This is a genomic window from Eisenbergiella massiliensis, assembly GCF_003435485.1.
In genome coordinates, this window is sequence record NZ_QVLV01000007.1 from 1 (window position 1) to 22,326 (window position 22,326).

At 48.3% G+C, this 22,326-nt stretch carries 14 protein-coding genes and 2 pseudogenes; 1 reads left to right on the forward strand and 15 read right to left on the reverse strand.

Translation table 11 applies throughout. From position 1 onward, the window contains the following. Positions 1 to 208: 208 nt before the first annotated feature. Positions 209 to 1,933: a type 2 periplasmic-binding domain-containing protein gene (locus tag DXC51_RS11495; protein ID WP_117544607.1), complete on the reverse strand. Its 1,725-nt coding sequence runs from the start codon at positions 1,931 to 1,933 to the stop codon at positions 209 to 211. Between the two features lie 119 nt (positions 1,934 to 2,052). Then, positions 2,053 to 4,026, reverse strand: coding sequence for an alginate lyase family protein (locus tag DXC51_RS11500; RefSeq protein ID WP_117544608.1), 1,974 nt, complete (start codon positions 4,024 to 4,026; stop codon positions 2,053 to 2,055). 333 nt (positions 4,027 to 4,359) lie between these two features. Here DXC51_RS11500 and DXC51_RS11505 point away from each other — a divergent pair, with 333 nt between their 5' ends. Then, positions 4,360 to 5,160 (forward strand): helix-turn-helix domain-containing protein, encoded by an 801-nt coding sequence (locus DXC51_RS11505; RefSeq protein WP_025489118.1) that lies wholly within the window; start codon positions 4,360 to 4,362, stop codon positions 5,158 to 5,160. Positions 5,161 to 5,196: 36 nt separating this feature from the next. On the opposite strand, the pseudogene DXC51_RS30585 reads toward DXC51_RS11505, so the two are convergent. From DXC51_RS30585 to DXC51_RS11565, 13 genes and pseudogenes are all read right to left on the reverse strand, one after another. Continuing rightward, positions 5,197 to 5,523 (reverse strand): annotated as a pseudogene (locus tag DXC51_RS30585) (DUF4368 domain-containing protein); the annotation flags it as partial. A gap of 77 nt (positions 5,524 to 5,600) precedes the next feature. Next, positions 5,601 to 6,914, reverse strand: coding sequence for an ATP-binding protein (locus DXC51_RS11515; RefSeq protein WP_021637926.1), 1,314 nt, complete (start codon positions 6,912 to 6,914; stop codon positions 5,601 to 5,603). 195 nt (positions 6,915 to 7,109) lie between these two features. Then, positions 7,110 to 7,267 (reverse strand): annotated as a pseudogene (locus DXC51_RS30820) (TnpV protein); the annotation flags it as partial. A gap of 53 nt (positions 7,268 to 7,320) precedes the next feature. After that, positions 7,321 to 8,871 carry a carboxylesterase/lipase family protein gene (locus DXC51_RS11520; RefSeq protein ID WP_117544610.1) on the reverse strand — a complete coding sequence of 517 codons (1,551 nt, stop codon included), beginning with the start codon at positions 8,869 to 8,871 and terminating at the stop codon, positions 7,321 to 7,323. Positions 8,872 to 8,886: 15 nt separating this feature from the next. Further along, positions 8,887 to 10,434, reverse strand: coding sequence for a carboxylesterase/lipase family protein (locus tag DXC51_RS11525; protein WP_117544611.1), 1,548 nt, complete (start codon positions 10,432 to 10,434; stop codon positions 8,887 to 8,889). Further along, on the reverse strand, positions 10,428 to 12,950 hold the full coding sequence (locus DXC51_RS11530; protein ID WP_181970090.1) for an alpha-L-arabinofuranosidase family protein: 2,523 nt from the start codon (positions 12,948 to 12,950) through the stop codon (positions 10,428 to 10,430). The genes DXC51_RS11525 and DXC51_RS11530 overlap by 7 nt, the downstream gene beginning before the upstream one ends. Position 12,951: 1 nt before the next feature. Further along, positions 12,952 to 13,986 (reverse strand): alpha/beta hydrolase, encoded by a 1,035-nt coding sequence (locus DXC51_RS11535; protein ID WP_117544613.1) that lies wholly within the window; start codon positions 13,984 to 13,986, stop codon positions 12,952 to 12,954. A gap of 5 nt (positions 13,987 to 13,991) precedes the next feature. Beyond that, positions 13,992 to 15,527, reverse strand: a complete 1,536-nt coding sequence (locus DXC51_RS11540) for a carboxylesterase/lipase family protein (RefSeq protein ID WP_117544614.1) — start codon at positions 15,525 to 15,527, stop codon at positions 13,992 to 13,994. Positions 15,528 to 15,608: 81 nt separating this feature from the next. Then, positions 15,609 to 17,177 carry an ABC transporter substrate-binding protein gene (locus DXC51_RS11545; RefSeq protein ID WP_117544615.1) on the reverse strand — a complete coding sequence of 523 codons (1,569 nt, stop codon included), beginning with the start codon at positions 17,175 to 17,177 and terminating at the stop codon, positions 15,609 to 15,611. A gap of 257 nt (positions 17,178 to 17,434) precedes the next feature. Further along, entirely contained in the window at positions 17,435 to 18,985 is a 1,551-nt protein-coding gene (locus DXC51_RS11550; RefSeq protein ID WP_021637918.1) for an ABC transporter substrate-binding protein, read from the reverse strand. Positions 18,986 to 19,092: 107 nt separating this feature from the next. Then, on the reverse strand, positions 19,093 to 20,280 hold the full coding sequence (locus DXC51_RS11555; RefSeq protein WP_117544616.1) for a sialidase family protein: 1,188 nt from the start codon (positions 20,278 to 20,280) through the stop codon (positions 19,093 to 19,095). 44 nt (positions 20,281 to 20,324) lie between these two features. Further along, positions 20,325 to 21,215: a carbohydrate ABC transporter permease gene (locus tag DXC51_RS11560; protein WP_021637915.1), complete on the reverse strand. Its 891-nt coding sequence runs from the start codon at positions 21,213 to 21,215 to the stop codon at positions 20,325 to 20,327. Positions 21,216 to 21,232: 17 nt separating this feature from the next. Further along, the gene (locus tag DXC51_RS11565; RefSeq protein ID WP_051358433.1) at positions 21,233 to 22,195 is read right to left on the reverse strand and encodes an ABC transporter permease; all 963 of its coding nucleotides are present in this window, start codon (positions 22,193 to 22,195) and stop codon (positions 21,233 to 21,235) included. Positions 22,196 to 22,326 lie beyond the last annotated feature (131 nt).

The following is a 22,326-nucleotide window of genomic DNA, read 5'->3' on the forward strand; positions in this document are numbered from 1 at the left end:
ATGTTCAGTTGCCAGATTCTCTGGTATGATCAATCAAGATTCCGAGAGATCATGCTTTGCCTTCCGCAGCCGGAAAGAGTCTCTGTAAGATACAGCGCGGCGGGCAAATGTGCCCTTTCACCGGCGCCTTTGCCCGCCCATGCTGTTCTTACTACTGCTTTTTCGCTGCCGATGCAGCTGCCTGTCTTCTAAATCAACAGAGGGAAACTCAGCTTCTGTCGTAAGCTGTCTGCGCAGTTGCAATCCACTGCTGCAGTCCCATGTTATCCAGTTCTTTCAGATAAGTGTCCCAGCCGCCTTCTATATCCCTTGCGCCGGTAACAAACTCTGCCAGGCTCTGTTTTACAAAATCCGGAATTGTAGTCAGCTGATCCTGTATCTGTTCAGCTTCCTCAATCGTATACTTCAAGGCAGGAAGCACTTTTTCAGGATGTTTATCATAATAAAGTTCATAACATTTTGCATTCAGCTGTGTCGGATCATCCGGGTCAAAAGGCCGGCCGGATGAAAAATCATAAACGGTGTTGCCCATTTCAAGGCTGGCGTATCTGGGGCCATGATTTCTCCAGGTCTGGCTCTGGTTATCCGCCCATACGGTAGAGGTGACAAGCATGGAAAGACCGTCATACAGACCTGCTTCCACATAAGCATTTGTGTGCTGCGCAAGGATTTCAGGATCCCGGGTCCAGTCTACGTTTTCTTCCCCGAAACGTTCGATGATTGAGGTATCATGATCATAAAACTGATCCGCAAATTTCAGAGCCATATCCAGCTTATCCGTACTTGCAAGAATCATCAGTTCCTGACCGGGAGTATACTCTGAGTACGGGGTGTACTGTATTCCTTTCGGCCCCTTAAGAGGCGCTATCATTTCCATTTCCAGGAAATTCTTGTTATTTATTACATCCGGCCAGTTGCTCAGGGAGCCTGCGGTTGTCAATCCTACAATAGGTGTTTCCTGATTCAGGATTGCTTTAAACTGCGTACCGTCATCTGTAAAAATATTAGCGGAAAGAACGCCTTCTTTATAAAGGTCATTCATATAACGAAGTCCGTCACGCCATTCTTCCGTCGTAAAAGGTTCAATCACCGTTGTACCGTCATCGGAAAGGGAAAGGCCGCCGTTTATGCCACCGCCATTCCAGAACACGAAGGAGTTCATCAGGGCAGCCGATGTATTTTCACCGTAACCGCCTCCGGAGAAACCATAAACACCGATTTCATCCTGCACACCGTTGCCATTGGGATCTCCGTCACGGAAAGCAATGAGCACCTCTTTGAGTTCTTCCGTAGTGGTAGGCTCTTTCAGTCCAAGTTTATCCAGCCAGGCTTTATTAATAAAAATCCGGTTGGGAGTCAGATTCCAGGTTTCCGGTTCATATGCGGCAAGGCCGTACATATTGCCGTCTGCCATGGTCTGCGCCCTTTCCATAATTTCCTTATCCTCAGCAGGAATTGCGTTATAATTGGGCATTTTGGAGGCATCGGCCAGATAATCGTTTAACGGAAGGAAAAATCCGCTGGATCCATACTGCAGAATCATTTCATTTGTCAGATGGCCGTCTACTACCAGCACGTCAGGAAGTTCTTCTTTAGAAGTCGCCATCAGCGCAACCTTGGTACGTGTTTCTGCCGCATCTGCGGGAAGCATATAAAATTCAAGTTCAAAACCAAGCTGTTCTTCCAGATAATTCGTAAAATAATTATTCTCATAATCTGTAACCATACTGCTCTGGGTAAGCCCTACCAGCAGCTTATCGCCTGAAGAGGCGCTCTTGCCCGCATCTGCGGATTCCGCAGCCGCTTCGTTTCCTGCCGCCGTCCCTGCGGCAGTATCCGCGCTTGTTCCCGAACTGCCGCCGCAGCCTGCCAGTGCGCTCACCACAAGCGACGCGGCCAACCCAAGCGCTAAAAATTTGTTGGTCTTTCTCATATTTCTTACCTCCTAAAATTTTTTCATGTCCTGCAGCCGATGCAGGCATGTTTTTTTATGTAAACTCCCTGGAATCCGCCCTGGTCCTGCCTGAAATTTATGAAATGAGGCTCTTGGAGCTATACAGTCTGTATAATTTCTTGTTCCCGGAAAGCAATTTCCGTTCCATCCTCAAAGGAAATAACAACGCTGTCCTCCTCCGGCATCGCAGAAGCCGTTACCTTGTGCACTCTGCCAGATAAACCTTTGCAGGGTGATAATACAGTAACTATCCTTATCTGTCCGGCATCAGCCTTTATGCTTACGCAGGGGAGCTTGCGGTACATACCCTGTTTGGTTCCCACTGCCTTAAATCCCTGCCATTCCGGTTCTTCCCTGCCCTCTATAACCTCAGCCTCACCGGCGGAAAAGGCGGCATCTATTTCATGAAAAGAAATTCTTCCCTTCTGCACAGCTTCCAATTCACTGTCAATATGCCACAGCCACTCATACCTGTGAATTTCATCGCTTGCCATCCGATCCACTACTACCAAAAAAGGCGGTTTTCCTTCCTTCTGGCTTTTATTAAAAAACACCCTCCGGTTATGGACCGTTCCCGGACATGGATTTTCACCATACCCCTCCCGGTAATTGCTCTCCCCATAATCCCATACCGGACCAAGCTTCCACTTTAAATCTGCTTTTTCCCGGATATCTTCTTCTTTCCATGCATAATTTTTCAAGCGGTTCTGATCCTTAGCATCTACCCTAACCGTATTATGCGCCCTGGTGGAAAGAACGTAGCGGCGCATTTCAGAAGTATCATAGGCATAATTTCCGCCCTCGGTCAGAAGCAGCTTCCCGTTTGCATAAAACAGAAGGGAAAGCTTATCTTCATGCTGATGGGCTTTACCAAAAGGGGCAGCATCAAATAACGCCCAGGAATCCTCCGTGGTCCATCCTGTCCTCATTACCAGAAACCCGGACCAGGGCAGCGCAATGGATGTAAAATCCGGTTCCCCTGTCTCAAACTTTTCTGTGATCCAGCGGATTGTTTTATTTTCCGGAAAGATTCTTTTTCTGCACTGAAAGGTTTCTTCCACATTTCTGTGTTTTCCGTCATTGATATCCGGCACACATCCGTCCGGCATCATCAGCTTCACATCCAGTTCACATGCTTTGGCCAGTTTTTCCAGCATTCCTTCCGAAACCGTCTTGCCGAATGCTTTTGCCACTTCAATAAGCCGCTGATAATTATTAACCACGACATCCGCATATCCGGTAGATAGCTCATACTGGAAGCCATCCGGGTAAATCTGTCTGTCCAGTTCCTCTTCCAGGCTGCCCAGCGCCTGCGAAAGCCACTGCCCGGACAGGATGAACTGGGGATAAAGAATACCGATCTGGGCCAGCCCGTTCATTTCCATAATCAGCCAGTTTCCCGTCATATGGTTCCTGCTCAGCCGTTCCCCATGTTCCCAGACCGACTTATACCAGTCAATTAATATATCGTCAGTAAAAGGTTCTGTATTGTAAAAAGTAAACAGAATATATGGCCAGTTTGCTCCCATCCGGATTCCGCATTCTATAGTTCTCCAGCAATCCGTGCTGTATCCCGGACAGTCTCCCGGATAAACCGCCTGTCTTACCCAGGAAGTAAACAGCTCCGCCGCCGTCTCTGCAAGCCGCCTGTTATGGGTCCTTCTATATTCATGGGCCAACAGCTTCCAATCATTGTGGCGGTTCAGCTGCCAGGTCCATTCCCGGTAACCGTTATAAGTAGGATTTGCCTTCCAGTCTACCGGCTTCCCTTCCCCGTATTCGCAGGGAACCCCTACCGAAATCAATGTATGGCGGCAGATTCTCCTGCAGGCATCCTCATCGCTTTCTTCCGGGAATTTGTAAATATTCTCCGGTGCCTCATAAGGAATTGTAAAAAAGCGTTCCGGATCCAACGTGCGCCTGATATACGCTGCCATTGCCTTCCTGGCTCCACAGAAATCTTCTTTCAAAACGCTGGCCTTAACCTCTTGCATGCCCCCATATTCCAGATTCAGGCATTCCTGGAAAAAGCGTCTGTCGCTCAGAAGAGGTCCTGTAACATTTTCCCCCATAACTAATCCCCCCTATGTCAATATGTTCTGTTCCCGTATCTCCTTCTAATCAGCGGCCATTCCAACTCACAAAACTAACCTTGTTACTTTCCGCACTAAATTCACCTAAACTTATCAAGTGATAAAATATGAATACATATGTCAATATATACAATTTATATTATAATTATAGATTTTATTAGACATTTTTGTATCATTTTGTTCTATTCTTTATACATTTTGCCTGTTTTCTATCTGTACATATATTACATCATTGACACATTGCTGATAATAGCCTATAATACTAAAAAACTAACATTTTCTATTGTTTATTTATTTAAAGGAGCTTATTTTATGATAGAAGCAATCAAAGGAGGTTGCGAAACCAGACATCCCAGTACTTACCGGATGTCACGTCCCAAAGGCCTGCCTAATTATGTTGTACTGATTATCAGAACCCACGGTGAATTCCAGATTGGCATCGAATCATTTTCAATTACCCCTCCCCAGGTCATTATTTTAGCCCCGAATACTCCATACAGTTATGGTAATCCAAATGGAGAGTATGTAGATGACTGGCTGCATTTTGAAATCAGTGACTCCCCTTATCTTCAGAATTTAATCGCCATGTGCAACAAACCTTTTCCGATTGATAAACATAATTTATATACCTTCTGTATCAGGCAGATTTTATGGGAGCTTACCTATAATGACAGCTCTTATGCTCAGGATAATATAAATGCGCTGTTTAGTTTATTGTTTAACCATCTAATTACCGCCTATAATACACAGGACAGTCTGCGGGAGCGGAGTCCCTATTTATCCCAGCTACAGCTGCTGCGCCTGGAAATGGAGAACTCTCTAGCTGAAAAACACAGTATCAAAGATTATGCACAAAAACTGAATATCAGTGAATCTTACTTCCAGTATCTTTATAAGGACCTTTTTGGAATTCCTTTTCAACAGGATTTAATAAGAATGCGTGTAGATCACGCCAAATATATTATAACCACCAGCAATTTGCCTCTTGAATGTGTGGCAGAAGTATGTGGTTATACAAATGAAGTTCATTTTTACCGGCAGTTTAAAAAAATGACAGGCATCAGTCCTGCAAAATTCCGAAAAAAAGCCGGGGCAAATGATACTGTAATATAGAGCGGTTTATCAACCGCAGATGAATGTCATAAGCTTCTAACACCTAAAAATATATCGCCGTTTTTTCAAAAAAAGTGCCGCATGAAGGAGCGGCCCAATAAAACAATATATTAATTTTCGGGAAACGGTATGATTTCGGTCATACCGTTTCTCCGTTTGAATTTCATAGAGTAAATTGGCGTGAAGTATGCCGATATCGTTGTAGCTGATGTCCACGTCCTGTATTCTGTGACCGGAGGACTTGTCCGGTGCGTGAACGTATATGGCATTTACCATATCGTTCAGGACGGTGGAAGTCAGCTTTTCCAGATGCAGATATTTTTTTGCCATCTGGATGAACCTACCGACATTTTCCACTTGTTCTTCTTGATTTTGACCAGGGTTATAAACTCAATTTTTTTTTGCCGTCAACGTCTGTAATGTTAATATGAGAATCACTCTTAACTTAGTTCATCTACTGTTATATCAATCCTTTCAATCGCATAGAGCGGCAAATTGATAAGCCAATCTTCCTTTTTGAAATCTGCCATCGAAGTACGAACAGATATATCAGGTGAAAACTTCTCCTGATATGTTTTCAAGCTCTTTGCTCTAAGGTTCACTTCCGCCTTTACTTCAACCGGAATGATTTGCTCACCTGTATCAACAACAAAGTCAATCTCACAAGAACCTCTATCGTTGGTATAATAATAAATACCTAAATCTTCGATGGTTTTTAATTGCTGACAAACATACTGCTCGGTAAGAGCACCTTTGAATTCAACAAAAAGATCGTTCCCATCAAGCAAAGTACGTTGACGAAGTCCGGTCATACATCCGAGCAATCCCACATCTACCAAAAACAACTTAAATGCTTTCAAATCCTCATACGCTTTCAAAGGGATACCCACTGTATTTATACGGCTGACCTTATGAACAAGACCGCAATCACTGAGCCACATAATTGCAGTTTCATAGTCCTTAGCACGAGCCCCCTCACGAACGAGACCATAAATGAATTTCTTATTCTCTTTTGCAAGTTGAGAGGGAATACTATTCCACAGCATGCGAATCTTCGGAACGATCTCATTTGGTGCGTGTTTGGAGAAATCTTGCTCATAAGCAGCAAGGATTCTCTTTTGAATTTCACGAACCTCGTTAAAATCTTTACTCTCTGCGAAGCTTTGCACAGCTTCTGGCATACCTCCAACAAAGTAGTAGTGTTTCAGAGCATCAACATATGTTTGCTTAAAACTTGTAATCATCTGAAAGTCTTGCTTATCAAGAAGTTCTGCAAAACGCTCCTTGTCGGTAGCCATCAAAAATTCTCGAAAAGACAGCGGATAGAGTTTTAAGAAATCTACTTTGCCTACCGGAAAGGATGTACCTTGATGCAAAGCAATACCGAGCAAAGATCCTGCACAAACAATGTGATATTGCGGTGCATTTTCATAGAAATATTTGAGAGATGACAGTGCTCTCGGAACTTCCTGTACTTCATCAAAAATCAATAAAGAATTGTCTGGATTAATTTTGCGGCCAGCATACAACTCTAATCCCATAATTAAGCGGTCAGTATCCAAATCGGAGGCAAATAACTCTGCCATTCTGGAATTGGAGTCAAAATTGACATATATGGTATCTGCATACGCCTGTTTGCCAAATTCTTTCATTAGCCAGGTCTTGCCGACCTGGCGTGCCCCTTCAATAATCAAAGGTTTACGGCGCTTGCTTTGTTTCCACTTTAATAGTTTTTCAATAGCAATTCGGTACATACACGCACCTCCGTTTTTTTATAATTCAAGTATAGTATATCTCATAATTACAAAAAATACAACGAATATTGGAAGTATAATTACATTTTTTACAGCGATTAAAGTCGGTGTGCTCTACAATATTCTGAGGAATATTAAAACACAAGCGATACTTGGCAGTTTTACCGAGCATCGCTTGCTTGTAGCTTTATTTAGTTAGCGATAAATCAATTCGCTTTTGAAGATTTCCTCTGCACGGTTACGGATGCTGTTCATAGCTCCACCCAAGTCATTTGAGCTGTTATCTTCAAATCCTCTGTCACTCCCTCAGAAGCCTTCAGTTGCTCGATAATGAGTTCCAAGCGTTTCCGTGCCAGAACGCAGCGCCTTTTTGTTTTACTGATTCTTTCTGAAGATATCTTACGCTTTACTCCTTATCCGTAAGCTTCTCCTTCCCCCAGGACAGCCTGAAGTCCAGAACCGGGCATTCCTCCAGGATCTCCGGTACAGGAGCATCCAGAAATTTCATCACCGCCTTTTTGTCCCTGCTGTAAGGCTCCCACAAGGGAAGCGGATTTCCGTTATAGTCGGTTCCGTTAGGATCCTTATATTTAACGAAATTCGTCCAGTAGGAAGTCACCTGGCGCGCCAGATCATAATGCTTTCCCTCAAAAGGCCTCCAGCTGTTGCCCAGGGAATCAAACATAAACCACAGATCCGAGCCATGGAAGGAGCCCGCATCATCTCCCGGGATATCATGATCGAAAATATAGTAATACACCTTCTGCCCCATGGAGGAACGAAGCTCACAGAAGCCCCTGGTCCCTGCCAGGAAATTGTTAAACGCATCTCCTGCCATCAGGGCATCCGCTTCTTCGTCGTTGGTAACTTCAGCAAGCCTTAAAAACTCAGCCTCCCTGTCTCCGTATTTTTTTGCTTTCTGCAGAAATTCCTGATAGTTCAAACTCCCTTTTATAAAAGGACTTTGGGTTTCTCCCTGACATACGCCCACGATCAGCGGGATATCCGCAACCCGGTTATTATAATAGGCGCTGGGAGCCGATTCCCGGACAAACCTGCCGTCCGTACAGAGCCCGAATACATACCTGGTCTTTTCAGAAGCCTTATCCAGTCTCCGCATCAGCTCATGGGCATCCGTCTTTTCCGCCTCCTCCAGACTGTCAATGCCGATTGTCTGCAGGAAATCGGCTCCATATTTTTCAGCCTCCTGTAAGGAAGGGATAGCAGCCATGGACTGATCCTCGTCGCCGAACATCATGGAAACAGCCGACTGGATAATCGCCCCTTTAATAAGGCCGTCATTCAATGGAGTGCATATCTGCGCCTGTACACTACGCGCGCCTGCGCTCTGCCCGCAGATTACAATATTATCCGGATCCCCGCCAAAAGCCCTGATGTTATCGTATACCCAGTGGATAGCCATTGACTGATCCTGCATACCGAAATTGGAAATCACTTCCCCTTCCGGCGTCCGGGCCGTAATTTCCGGGTGGGCCAGAAAACCGAACAGGCCCAGCCGGTAAGCGACCATCACCACAATCACGCCGCGTCTTGCCACACGCTCCGGATCAAATTCCACCTCATAGCTGTAACCGTCCTGCAGCCCGCCGCCGTGAATGTAGACAAACACAGGAATATTATCTTCCGTTGTCTTTGCGGGGGTAAAAATATTCAGATACAGGCAGTCCTCGCTCATCTTATATTCCGCTGCCACAGGATGCAGCTCCTTCGTATAAAAATCATCATCCATCCCGGGATGGACGCGCATCATTGCCATATCTGCATATTCATAACATTTTCTTACACCCTCCCAGTCCTCAGCCGGCTGAGGCGCCTTCCAGCGAAGTTCTCCCACAGGAGGCTTCGCATAAGGTACTCCTCTGAAAACAGTAATTCGCGGATCTTTCCCTGTCATTCCCTGTAGCAATCCGTTTTTTACTTTTACTTTTCTAAGCATAATGCATTCCTCCGCCTAATCAGTGAGCTTACTTTTACCATATTCCAGCCGGTAATCCAGAACCGGGCATTCCTCCAGTACCCCCGGAGCCGCCTGGTCCGTAAACCGCATCACCGCTTTTTTCTCTTTTTGGTAAGCATCCCACTCAGGCAGCGGGTTCCCGTTATAGTCCAGCCCATTGGGATCCCCGTATTTCACAAAATTCGTCCAGTAGGAGGTCACCTGGCGCGCCAGATCATAATGCTTTCCTTCAAAAGGCCTCCAGCTGTTGCCCAGGGAATCAAACATAAACCACAGATCCGAGCCATGGAAGGAGCCCGCATCATCTCCCGGAATATCATGATCAAAAATATAATAATACACCTTCTGTCCCATGGAGGAACGCAGCTCACAGAAGCCTCTGCTGTTACTTAAAAGCATATTCCTGGCGTCCGTCTCGGTCAGCGCCCGGGCATCCGCGTCATTGGCAACGCCGGCAACCCTGATAAACTCCTCTTCCTTCTCTCCGAACTGCTTCGCCCACTGCAGGAAATCTTCATAAGTAAAATCTCCGCCGCCGAACATTCCCCCCTGGGTTTCTCCCCAGCATACGCCGATGATCATGGGGACATTGGGAAGCCGGTTGTTATAATAGGAATCCCACACCGATTCCTTCACAAACCTGCCGTCAATACATTGCCCGAACCCAAATCTCCAGTCGGAAGTGATGCCGCGCAGCTTCTCCATCAGCACAGAGGCATCCATTTCCTGCGCCTGCGCCAGATTTTCAATCCCTGCCTGCCTGAAAAAATCCTCCCCGTGCGCTTCCGCTTCCTTCAGCGGCATTGCCGCGCCGAAGGGTTTCTCTTCGTCCCCAAAGGCCATGGAAACGCCGGACTGGCAAATCGCTCCCGCAATAATCCCTTCATTAAAGGGACTGCATAGCTGGGCCTGCACACTGCCCGCCCCCGCGCTCTGTCCGCAGATCACAATCCGGTCGGGATTGCCGCCGAAGGCCCTGATATTTTCATGAACCCAGTGAAGCGCCAGAGACTGATCCTGGAAGCCGAAATTTGAAATCACTTCTCCCTCCGGTGTCCGGGCCGTGATTTCCGGATGGGCCAGAAAGCCGAACAAGCCCAGCCGGTAGCCGATCATAACCACAATGACGCCCCGCCTGGCCACCCGCTCCGGATCAAATTCCACCTCGTAGCTATAGCCGTCCTGCAGGCCGCCTCCATGGATGTAGCAGAATACGGGCAGGTTTTCATCCGCAGCAGCCGCGGGTGAAAAAATATTCAGATAGAGACAGTCCTCGCTCATTCCATAATCCGCAGCCACAGGATGCAGCTCCTTTGTATAGAAATCATCCCCTGTCCCGGGGTGCACCCTCATCATGGGCATATCCCCGTATTCATAGCATTTCCTTACGCCCTCCCAGTTTTCTGCGGGCTGCGGCGCCCTCCAGCGCAGCTCTCCCACCGGCGGTTTTGCATAGGGCACACCACGGAATACAGTAATCCGCGGATCCTTTCCCACCAGTCCATGAAGCACTCCGTTTTTTACCTGAACCTTTCTTAACATAAACTCTTCCTCCCTTCTTTTTCCATAACCAATACATTGACAGAGTGGGCAGGGATACGATACGTAAATTCTGAACCTCCCGGAATTCTCCGGCAGGCTGCGGATACATGCTCCTTGTCCTCAAAGGAATTTACCGCCCCGGGATCCGCCGCAAGCACCTCCGCCAGAACCTCCTGCGTAACCGCGCAGTCGGTACAAATCCGTACCTCCCTGTCTTCTTCATCCACGTTGACCATTTTCAGATATATTTTTTCCTTATCCTGCACAGCCAAGGCATTGATCAGCGGATGCAGCACATGCGTTTTCTTCTGCACCAGCCGGTCATTGATATAACACTCATAGCCGCAAGGCTGGCAGACCATTTTATAATGGTTATACTCTCCATAGGGAATGGACACGGGAACCTGCTCCTCTTCGGACAGCGGCTTATCAAAAAACCGGGGAACTCTCGTGGCGCTCCTGCCCTTCTCCAGCTTCCAGACCTGGTTTCTGACGGTTCTTGTAGTCCATTCCGTGTCCTTCGGTTCATTGCAGCCGGCATCCGTTTCCGGATGATGGTTCCAGGCGGACAGGGTGAGCGGATTATCCTCTTCGCATTTTATATCAATTTCAAAGGTATACTCCTCCAGCTCATCCGTCCCGAAAACGGCCCAGATAACCGGATTTTCATGAAAACTGCCGCTTCCTATAAACTCCTCAAAGGCTTCATTCCATTCCCTGCTTTTTCCGGTGCAGTGATGCTTCCGGTTTCCGAAAACCATCCGCCAGGCATCCCCCGCTTCTTCGATTTCCCCGTAAATACATTTGGAAACCTCCACCGGCTGCCCGTTTATCCTGGCATTTTTGAAAAGAAGGCCCTCCTTCTCACACATAATGCCGGGAATCCCTTTGTACACCGGGGGCTTTGCCTCGCTTTCCGTCTCGGTTTCCACCACCTCATCCCCTCTGTATTTTCCCAGAAGAGAAACGGCATGATAGCTGGGAATGCCGTAAACCTGATGATTGTCAAAAACAATCATATTCGGCTTCCAGGCAGTATAATCCGAATTCTGGAACAACGGGGCATAAGCCGTCAGCCTGACAATATCCTGATTTTTCTCCGCGCCCAGCAAAAAGGCTGACTCCGCAAGGGCGCATTCCATGGAAGCAATGGTATTTCCGCCGTTTACCGCATATTCCCCCAGGAAAATCTTCGGGCCGCTCCTGTCGTAATCGTCAAACAGATCCACATTTTCCAGGAAAAATTCCGGCGCATCATAATAATGCTCGTCTGCAAAATCCGTGGGAAGCTTTTCCCTTTCCGTATGTCCGTTGGAAATATAAATCACCTGAGGGAAGGCGGCCTTCAGCGCATGATAGAACAGCTCATAGCGCTCATTATATTCCGGGCCGAAGTTCTCATTTCCGATTTCCACATATTTCAGGCGGAAGGGCTCCTTCCTGCCGTACTGCGCGCGGAGGCTTCCGTAAGGGGTATCCTCAGAGCCCAGCGCATACTCCAGGGCATGCAGAGCTTCCTCCAGATATTCCCGGGTTGTCTCCTCCGAAAAACCGCCGCCGTGACGCGCCTGGCAGCTCATCCCGCAGTTGCACACATACATGGCCTCCATCTCCAGATCCTCGCACAGCTGCAGATATTCATGAAAGCCAAGGCCGTTTGTGGTGCGGTAATGCCACATCAGCTGGGCGCTTGGTCGCTCCCATACAGGCCCGATGGTACGGGAAAAGCGGAGGGAGTTCTGTTCGTTGATCCCTTCCACAACACAGCCGCCGGGGAAACGGATAAACTTCGCGTGGGTATTCTTCAGGGCCATTGCCAGATCCTCCCGCAGGCCGTGCCCTTTGAACGTTTTTTTCGGCATCAGGGAAGTGAATCCCAGGGTAACCGTACAGGCCCCGTCGCAGGAAATACTGATCCTGCCCTTAAAATCAGTGCCGCAGGCCGTCAGATCGCAGTCGTACCTTAAATAGCCGCCGCTCTTTTGCAGCGTAAGCCTGCTGCTCCCAAGGCTTACGCCCTCCTCTGACTCCAGCGCCACGGTAAGCCCCGCAGCCGCGTCTGATTGCACAAAAAAGTAAAAATGGTATTCCTCACCCTCCTTTACGGGCACGCCGAAATATCCGATGTTATAGATTTTTCCTCCCGGGGCGAACGTTGTCCGCAGGGCAGCCTTCCTGTTTGGATTGAGCGTGCCTTCCGTCAGAAGCGAAAAGGAGGCGTCCTGTGCATACCATCCGGGGATTTCAGTATCCGGTACCGCAGCCGCCCACTCATCCATGCCTTCTCCATGATTGAAGGCGCCGGGCCAGCCGTATTCCGTTACAAAAATCCTCTGATCAGGGTCTGTGGTACAGCCCTCGGGAAGCAGGGAATCCTCAAACGCCCTGTTCCGAATCATTTCAGGATACAGCCCTCCGTCAGCCGCGTGGTTGATATCTTCAAAAAATAAACCATAAAACTCCGGTGCTGTAGGGAATTTTACCTTTTCGGTATGAATGTGAATTGTATTTTTCATGTCATCTCCTGTTATTCTGATAGATTCTCTGCATAAAGGCATCCGCCAGGGGCAGCCACAGTTCAAAATTCGGGTAATCATAGTTCCCGAACACAGATACCCCCGCCTTTCCGTGGGGCACGCCGGTAAAGGTATGTACCTCCGCCCGGATGCCGTGTGAGAGCAAATCTCTGTATACCCAATGCAGGTTATCCAGGGCCTTATCCTCCATTCCCACTGCAAAAAGCACCGGAGGATATACTACCTTTGTATAGTCGATTTCTCTGCCTTCCCAGCGGGGACCGTACACACAGAGGAAGGCGTCCGGCGCTCCGCGGTATTCATCCAGTTCGTCCGGAACGTAACCGGGAAAATGATCTGTTACCTTCTGATTTCCTGAATAATAACGGATACATTCCTCTCCCGTCAGCCCGCCGTTGGAAAATCCTGCAAAGGCCACCTGATTTTCTTTGATCCGATACCTGGATGCATTCTTTCGAATCATGCGGATCAGTCTTGCCGCATCTGCGCCGCATTCCTGGCCGGTATAGGGCATCATGTTGGTTCTGTTCAGAAGCATGAAGCTTTGATAGCCCAGCCGGTTGAAGTCCAGACAGCTCTGGTAGGCTTCATGGATCACACAGTCCCCGTGATCCCCGCCCGCGCACAGAATGACGGCCCCTTTTGGCTGCACCTTCTCAGGCAGCAGGAATTCATACATATAGGGCCTGAATTCCGGATCGTGATTATAACGCAGGCCCGGGTTCTCCGTATATTCCCCCGTGGCCGGCATATTTCCCTCCGGCCACAGATAAATGCGGGAAGGCGCATCCGGCAGCTTTTCCAGCGTATCCATGAAAGCATGATATTCTGCTGCCAACCGCCGTTGTTTTGCCTCATCCTGTTCTTCCAGCATCTCTCTTCTCATGCCGTGCAGCTTAACCAGCTTTTCAATCGGGTAGCAGGGAGCGTCTTCAAAATATGTCACGCTGCGGTGCTGTGCGGCGGCGCATTCCTGCGCGGCGATGCTCTGAACTATTTCATTTTCACTTTTCATATTTTTTACCTCTGCAATGTATCATCGATTCTGAATTTCATAAGGGGATCAATTTTCACACGGGATTCAGCCGGTTTGTCCGTAAATTCCATCACAAAATCATTCTCCGCCGTATAGGACTTCCACTCCGGCAGTTCTTCCCCAATGGTATCCGTTCCGTTGGGATTTCCGTTTTTTACAAAATTCACCCAATAAGAGCTGACCTGGCGCGCCAGATCATAATGCCGGCCGGTAAACGGACGCCAGCACCTTGCCAGGCTATCATAGGCAAACCACATCTCACTTCCGTGGTAGCTGCCGGCCTGATCCTCGCCGGGGATATCCGCATCAAACTCATACAGATAGGTTTCCCTGCCCTGGCTGCTCTGCAGGCAGCCGAACATCCGGGCCCCTGCGACCAAATCCAGCATGGCATCACAGGAAAACAGCGCCTTTGCATCCGCGTCATTTTCCACCCGGCTGATTCTCATGAATTCCTCCGCCTTTTCGCCAAAACCAGCGGCATACTCCCGCAGTCCGGCCACGGTATCTATGGTTTTGCCGAAGGCTCTGGAAAAGCCTTCCGCTTCTCCCCGGTTATAACCTGCCAGCACCGGGATTTTATGATGATGGTTCTTTTTATAGGCGTCAAAATTGGATTCCTGAATCAGTATACCGTCAATCGCGGGCTCGAAGTGGATGCCGGGGCCTAAAAGCACATCCTCCAGGCGCACCAGCTCCTCTGCCGGCATTTTTCTCGCTTCCTCCAGACTGCAAAATCCCGCCTTTTCAAAAAATTCTGCGCCAACCCTTTCCGCCTTTTCCAGCGGATGGCTTCTGTCTTCCTTTTCCGCAAAAGCCACTGTGACGCTGCTTTCAATAATCGCGCCGCACATCAGCCCCTCCGCCATGGGGGAGGTCATCAGATTCTGCACGCTCATAGCGCCCGCCGATTGCCCCGCAATGGTAATCCGGTCCGGATCCCCTCCAAAAGCGGCGATATTGCGTTTTACCCATTTTAAGGCGGCCAGCTGGTCCAGGGTCCCATAGTTGCCCTTCGGATCCTCCGGCGCTTCCTTCGATAACCAGGGATGGGCCAAAAATCCCAGGACACCCAGACGGTAAGCAATGGATACCACCACGATGCCCTTCTGAGCCATATGTTCCCAGTCAAACTCTATCTCATAGGGATAACCGCCCTTAAAACCGCCTCCATGGATATACATCAGCACCGGAAGCTTTTCCTCCCCTGTCCTCGCGGGCGTATATATATTCAGGTACAGGCAGTCCTCGCTCATTTCAAATTCGGGGCCGGTGGGATGAATTTCCCTGGTCCAGAATTCCCTGGGATTACTTCCCGGCACGGGCTGGCAGGCGATAGGGCCGTACTGATCCGCCATTCTCACGCCTTCCCAGCCTGCGGCAGGCTGCGGCGCCCTCCAGCGCAGCTCTCCTACAGGAGGCGCTGCGTAAGGAATGCCTTTGAATACGGCAATTCTGGGATCCCATCCGTGAATTCCCTGAAGTTTTCCAGTTTCTATTGTAACCTGTAAGTTTTCCATACCCTCTCCTTTTCCCTCTCATTATTTTATGTAACATATCCGGCGGCAGCCGGCCATATGCTTACGCTTGTTTTTTTCCGTTTACTGTGCTGTAAGCCATGCATCAAACTGTTTCTGTTCTTCCGCTATAATCTCATCAATCCCCGCAGCCTTCAGTTCCTCATTAAATTTTTCCAGATAAGAATCCACGTCCACCAGCCCGTACAGCAAAGCGCCTCTGTACTCTGATACAACGGATGCACAGGCGGCCATCTGATCATATACCGGGGCGCTGTCAAAGACAAAGCCCATTGCTTCAGAGAATTTCGCATGGTTTGGGGCATCCAGCATATCGGTATAGTAAGTCGTCATATCGGTTTCCAGTGGAATACTCAGGCACTGGTTGGGGAAGAACCATGGTACATTGGACATCCATGTCTGATTTGTTGCATCAATTCCCTCCGGGTAACGGGCAATCCCTTTCTCATCTATTGTATAGTTATGTCCTTCCACTCCCAAAATGAAATAACGTGCCAACGTCTCGTCCGTAGCCATCAGATACAAAAGCTTCATGGCTGCATCAGGATGCTTGCAAACTGTGGAAATCATCCATCCGCCCAGCACAGAAGCGCTGGTTCCGGTCAGATCTGTCAGAGGGAAATATACTGCCTCGTAAGGGCTGCTGGCATTCAGGGCTCTGATATAATCTATACTGTAGCCGCCCATATAACAGCCGGCAGCAACTGCATTATTGTACTGGTTAAAGGTCAATTCATTATTCAGCGGGTCGTCCATCATTAAACCGGCTTCTTTCCATTCCTTCATGCGATAGCAGTAGTCCTTCCACTCCTGCGTCTCATAAAGGTTTACCATCTCTTTATTGCCAACACCACGGTTCATCAGCACTCCCAGCCAGTTCGGATTGCCGAAGCTGTCAATATTGATCGCCAGTTCATTGTTGGTATTGATCATGTACGCATATTCCGGATGAATTGCCTTAGCGTCTTTCATAATCTGAGTCATTTCATCCATGGTAATCCGCTCACCGTCGCGATCAGCAATCCCCAGATCCTCGGCTACATCTTTTCTCAGCATATATGTTTCGAAGGTGGCATAACTGTCTACGGCCGGGACTGCATACTGCACTCCCCCGATCTGCTGCGTTTTTAATACATTATCCGGATACATTTCCCATAAGTCCGGATATACATCCAGATATTTATCCATCGGAATACACTGTTCGTTCTTTACACAGCCATCCACGGTAGAATAGGCTCTCCAGCAGAACAGATCCAGGGGCTTCTGATTATCTGAAAGCATTAACGTCATCTGCGTGGCCAAATCACCGAAGGCAATTTGTATGGCATCCACCTTTACTCCGGCGTTAATGGAAATCAGGTACTCATTCATTGCGTCTTCAATTAACTGTTCATCCGGCATTGGACTGAAAGATGTAACCTGAACGCTTACCACCGGCCAGTCATCCGGATTCTCGGCTGCTTCAAATACATCAGCTGAAGCTGAACCTTCTGCAGTTTCTCCGGCGGCTGACATAACGGATGATTCCGTTTCCTTTCCGGGCGCCGGCGCCTCTGCAGTCTGGCTATTGCAGCCGGCCAGTGTTCCCAGCATCGCTGCAGTCAAAAGCAGTGAAATCAGTTTCTTTTTCATAAAATGTTCTCCTTTACATTTTTAAGAAAACCGCAGCATCGGTTTTCTTCTTATTAAATGTTACAGTTCAGCCTTCGGCTGCCCTGTAATGGTTAAATTCATTCTATACGTTCCTTACATTGAAGAATATTCATTTTCAGATGCAGTTAATCACATTTTCTGACTATGGATAAGTCAGCATTTCCAGCGCCGGAAATACAAAAGCGCCGGCCACAGTTTCCCATAGCCGGCAGCTTCCTGTTTTTATTAATACCTTCTTACTGTGCAGCAAGCCAGGCGTCGAACTGTTTCTGCTCTTCTGCAATAATCTCATCGATTCCTGCGGCCTTCAGCTCTTCGTTGAATTTCTCAAGGTAAGAGTCCACATCTACCAGGCCATACAACAGGGCGTCTCTGTATTCCGCCACAACCGTTGTACAGGCTGCCATCTGATCATATACCGGAGCGCTGTCAAAAATGAAGCCCATAGCTTCTGAGAATTTTGCGTGATTGGGAGCATCCAGCATATCGGTATAATAGGTGGACATTTCCACTTCCAGAGGAAGGCTCAGGCACTGGTTGGGATAATACCAGGGGCCGTTCATATTCCAGGTGGCATTGTTGGCGTCTACCCCTTCCGGGAACCGGGCAATCCCATTTTCATCCACCGTGTAATTATGGCCTTCAATGCCCAGAATCATATATCTTGCAACTACCTCGTCGGTTGCCATCAGATACAGGATCTTCATGGCTGCATCAGGATTTTTGCAGACAGTGGAAATCATCCATCCGCCCAGTACGGAAGCACTGGTTCCCACCAGATCCGTCAGCTGGAATTCAATGGGTTCATAGGGGCTGTAAGAAATCAGCGCCTTGATATAGTCGGGGCTGTAGCCGCCAAGGTAGCAGCCTGCCGCCACACCATTATTATACTGTGTGATGGTTCTTTCATTATTCAGAGGATCATCCAGCTGTAAGCCCGCTTCATTCCAGTCCTTCATCCGATAGCAGAAATCACGCCATTCCTCAGTTTCATAAAGATTTACTATTTCAGTATTATCAACGCCGCGGTTAAACAGAACGCCAAGCCAGTTGGGATTTCCCAGGCTGTCGATATCAAGTACGGCTTCATCATTGGTATTTACCATATAGGAAAATTCCGGATGAATCGCCTTGGCATCCTTCATGATCTGCGTCATCTCATCAAGCGTAATGCGCTCGCCGTCCCTGTCGGCAATCCCCAGTTCCTCCGCTATATCCTTTCGTAAGGCATACACCTCATAGGTTGCGTAGCTGTCAACGGAAGGGACTGCGTACTGAACGCCGGAAACCTGCTGCGTCTTTAATACTTTTTCCGGATACATTTCCCAAAGATCCGGGTACACATCCTTGTAAGGATCCAGGGAAATACACTGCTCATTCTTTACACAGCTGTCCACGTTGGAATAAAATCTCCAGCAGAACACATCCAGCGGGTTCTGATTATCGGACAGCATCAGTGTCATCTGCGTTGCAAGGTCGCCGAAGTTAATGCCAATCAGATCCACCTTCACTCCTGCGTTAATAGATACCAGATACTCGTTTAATGCGTCTTCAACCATTGTTTCATCCGGCATGTCATAGCTCAGCGACTGCACAGCAATCACCGGCCACTCATCCGGGTTTTCAGATGCTTCAAGCGGCTGGGCCGATTCTCCCTGTGCAGCTGCCGTGCTTTCCGCCGGGCCCGACGCGCCGGCCGATCCATTCCCTGCAGGCTCAGATCCACAGCCTATAAGCGTTCCCAGCATTGCCGCAACAAGGATAAGTGATACCAGTTTCTTTTTCATAGTACTTCCTCCTGCTTTTTTATCGATAACCCTATCTTAAAACTTTCTTTCCTGCTAAAATATTCATTTTCCGAGATCCACTGTGGCATTTTCTGTCTCCGAAGCACTTATGCCCGTACATAAACATCTGCAACCGCAGCTTCTATCAGCGCCTGTCTGTCTGAAATCTGACAGGGGCTCAGATTCAGGATCTGCCTGCCTCCCTTAAGCGGAAGGATACACTGGCTGTAGCCTGTATAATTATAATTATTGTCAATCGGAATCAGGCTGTCCATCTTTTCCCAGAAGCCCATCCCCAGCTCTGAATTGGCAAAAATATGGGAAAAGCCTCTTCCTGTCACCAGGATTGTCCCGTCCTTTCCTCCCTTGTCAATCCATGCCACATAGGGCGTGCCAGTGAGATAACTGCCATCGGCCGCAATCACCGGATTGCCCATAGAATCAGGCTCCCCCCAGTCATCCATGGAATCGGAAATCCTGAAATATACAGGGATTCTGTCCTGGTTTACCATTTCATAGACCATAATAAATTTCCCGTTCGGCAGATAATCCACCACAGGCATGCCGGGCCGGAGTATTCCATCAGGAAAAGCAACGTCGATTTTCTCTTCTCCCCAGGTATAGCCGCCGTCCTCCGATACCTTATGCGCCAGAAGCTGGTTATAATTTCCATGATCCTTATACCGTTCATCCGAATAATAACAGAACAGCTTTCCGTCAGGGGACTGCAGCAGGAAGGGTTCCCATACAGGCAGGCCCATGATATGCTTTTCATCCCTTTCCCCTTTTATAATTTCGCTGACAAACTCCCAGGTTTTTCCCGCATCCACGCTTTTATACAGATGCAGGGCGGTAGTGCCCATATCTTGCGGAATCATATTGCCGGCGCAAAGAATTGTTCCCTCTTTCAGCGCCCCCATATCACAGGGCAGCTCGAACAGGTGCGGCTGGAAGCGGCATCCGTACCCAAGCTGCGTATCCTCAACACAGCTTAAGTAATGCCAGCTGTGCGCGTCATCCGTACTTTCATAAATCGGGAAAACAGGGGTTGTCTGCGTATAATATTCCATGGTGGCCAGAAGCGTTCCGTTCTTTTCTCCGTTATGCTCCAGACAGATGCAGCGGGGATACATGGAGCCGGGCCCCCTTTGTCCTTCAAAAGGCTCGCCCGGGCAAAAAACCACGCTGGTATATCTTTTCTTCAGAAGAATGGAACAGCTGCCTCCCTCTTTGGGGACATGGCCGCCGTTGGGGGCATAAAGGGAATCGTGGATTAATTTACTGTCTACTGTCATAGTCTTTTGGCTCCTTTTCTTATCTGTTTACCATCCGTCCTGTACTAGCCCTTCACACCGCCGATTACAATCCCCTTAATAAACGCTTTCTGGAAGAAGGGATAGATAATCATTATCGGGACAACGGAAATTACCGCAATCGCCATTCTTACCCCGGATGTGGGGATCTGTGTCGTAATCTGGGCGCTGCCCGCATCCAGCGTATTTTCCTTCAGGAACTGTACGTTGTTCATCATGGAATTCAGCACGTTCTGGATGGAATACAAATCACTTCTTCTGGTCAGATAATACAGGCCGTTAATCCAGTCATTCCAGTAAGCCAGCGCGGAAAACAGCGCTACCGTGGACAGCATGGGCTTGGAAAGGGGAAGCGCAATCCGAAACAGCATCCCCAGTTCCCCGCAGGAATCCATCTCCGCCGCCTCCAGGATATCCTTGGGCACATTGGTAGTAAAATAGGTCCTCATCAAAATGACGTTATAGGCTCCCAGCGCCAGGTTCGGCAGCAGCAGTCCCAGCAGGCTGTCCCCCACATGCATGTACTGGCTCCAAATAATATAGGAAGGAACCATACCGCCGGAAAACAGCATCGTGAAAAAGATGAAAAAGGACAGGAAATTCCTTCCCGGCAAATCCTGCTTGGACAGCAGATAAGCCATGAACATTGTCATCGTCACATTCAGCGTAGTTCCCACCAATGTAACCAGAATTGTCACCCCATAGGCCCTGGTAATCTTGCCCGCAGCCTGGAACAGATACTCATAGGCACGGAAATTAATTTTTCTCGGGAAAAAAGAATAGCCGTAAAGCGTCAGGGTTGCTTCATCTGTAATGGACGCCGTAATCAACAGGATGAACGGCAGCAGACAGCAAAGCATCAAAAGTATCATTATTATATTCGCAAATATGCGAAAACCTTTATTCGTACCAGCCATATTTATTTTCCTCCTCCTTAGAACAACGCGCTGTCAGGCTCTGTCCTGCGTACAATGGCATTGGTCAGCATGACCACAAAGAAGCCAAGTACGGACTGCATAAAGCCTGCCGCCAGAGATCTTCCCACGTCATGATCCTGCATCAGCGTGCGGTATACGAAGGTGTCAATGGTGGTGGTTGTGGAATAAAGCAGGCCGCTGTTCTGAGGCACCTGATAGAATAACCCGAAATCAGAAGCGAACATTCTTCCCAGCGCCATAATGGTCAGGATAATCACTGTGGGCTTCAGCAACGGCAGCGTAATCCTTGTGATCTGCTGCCATGTGGTGGCGCCGTCCACCACTGCCGCCTCATAATAGGTTTTGTCAAATCCGATAATGGTTGCAAAATACACAATACTCTGGAAACCGAAGCTTCTCCACAGCTGCACGATGGTCAGGATAAAAGGCCAGTATTTAGCTTCCGTATACCACTGGATTCCTTCTTTCCCCAGCGGTTCCAGAATTCCTTTGTTTACAAAGCCGTTCGTGCTGGATAAAAAGGCATATACCAGATAACCGATCAGAACCGTACTCACCAGATGGGGAATCAGTATGGTGGTCTGATATACCTGCTGTGCTGTTTTCTTTCGTACCTCATTCAAAAGGATTGCAACAAAGATTGCAAAAACAGTACCTAAAAACAGGAATAGAACATTGTATCCTATGGTATTGCGGAACATGATTTTAGCCCATTTGGAACCGAACAGATACGTAAAATTACTCAATCCGTTCCAGGGGCTTTTGATAATTCCCTTGGCAAAGCTGTATTTCTTGAATGCAAGAATCAGGCCTCCCATGGGAAGATAATTGTTAATGATCAGGTATATAAATCCCGGCAGTGCGCAAAGATAAAGCGGGGCATATTTCCGAAGCTTTCTCAATGTCTGACTTTTCTTTACAGCCTTTTTTTCAGCTGCGTTCATATTCTTAGTTATCATCTCATCATTCCCTTCCGTCCTGGAAATAAAGTGCACAGTCAAATACCCTGCCGCAAGCAGCGGGCATCAAGCTTGCAGCGCCGCAAGCGGCAGGATATTTAACCCTCGCGGCAGTCGCCAGATGGACATGC

Excerpts from the sequence above, each read along its gene's own strand:
- DXC51_RS11560 (WP_021637915.1), bottom strand. The coding sequence starts at position 21,215 with ATGGCTGGTACGAATAAAGGTTTTCGCATATTTGCGAATATAATAATG.
- DXC51_RS11550 (WP_021637918.1), bottom strand. The coding sequence starts at position 18,985 with ATGAAAAAGAAACTGGTATCACTTATCCTTGTTGCGGCAATGCTGGGA.
- DXC51_RS11530 (WP_181970090.1), bottom strand. The coding sequence starts at position 12,950 with ATGAAAAATACAATTCACATTCATACCGAAAAGGTAAAATTCCCTACA.
- DXC51_RS11535 (WP_117544613.1), bottom strand. The coding sequence starts at position 13,986 with ATGAAAAGTGAAAATGAAATAGTTCAGAGCATCGCCGCGCAGGAATGC.
- DXC51_RS11505 (WP_025489118.1), top strand. The coding sequence starts at position 4,360 with ATGATAGAAGCAATCAAAGGAGGTTGCGAAACCAGACATCCCAGTACT.
- DXC51_RS11495 (WP_117544607.1), bottom strand. The coding sequence starts at position 1,933 with ATGAGAAAGACCAACAAATTTTTAGCGCTTGGGTTGGCCGCGTCGCTT.
- DXC51_RS11520 (WP_117544610.1), bottom strand. The coding sequence starts at position 8,871 with ATGCTTAGAAAAGTAAAAGTAAAAAACGGATTGCTACAGGGAATGACA.
- DXC51_RS11500 (WP_117544608.1), bottom strand. The coding sequence starts at position 4,026 with ATGGGGGAAAATGTTACAGGACCTCTTCTGAGCGACAGACGCTTTTTC.
- DXC51_RS11515 (WP_021637926.1), bottom strand. The coding sequence starts at position 6,914 with ATGTACCGAATTGCTATTGAAAAACTATTAAAGTGGAAACAAAGCAAG.
- DXC51_RS11540 (WP_117544614.1), bottom strand. The coding sequence starts at position 15,527 with ATGGAAAACTTACAGGTTACAATAGAAACTGGAAAACTTCAGGGAATT.
- DXC51_RS11555 (WP_117544616.1), bottom strand. The coding sequence starts at position 20,280 with ATGACAGTAGACAGTAAATTAATCCACGATTCCCTTTATGCCCCCAAC.
- DXC51_RS11565 (WP_051358433.1), bottom strand. The coding sequence starts at position 22,195 with ATGATAACTAAGAATATGAACGCAGCTGAAAAAAAGGCTGTAAAGAAA.
- DXC51_RS11545 (WP_117544615.1), bottom strand. The coding sequence starts at position 17,177 with ATGAAAAAGAAACTGATTTCACTGCTTTTGACTGCAGCGATGCTGGGA.
- DXC51_RS11525 (WP_117544611.1), bottom strand. The coding sequence starts at position 10,434 with ATGTTAAGAAAGGTTCAGGTAAAAAACGGAGTGCTTCATGGACTGGTG.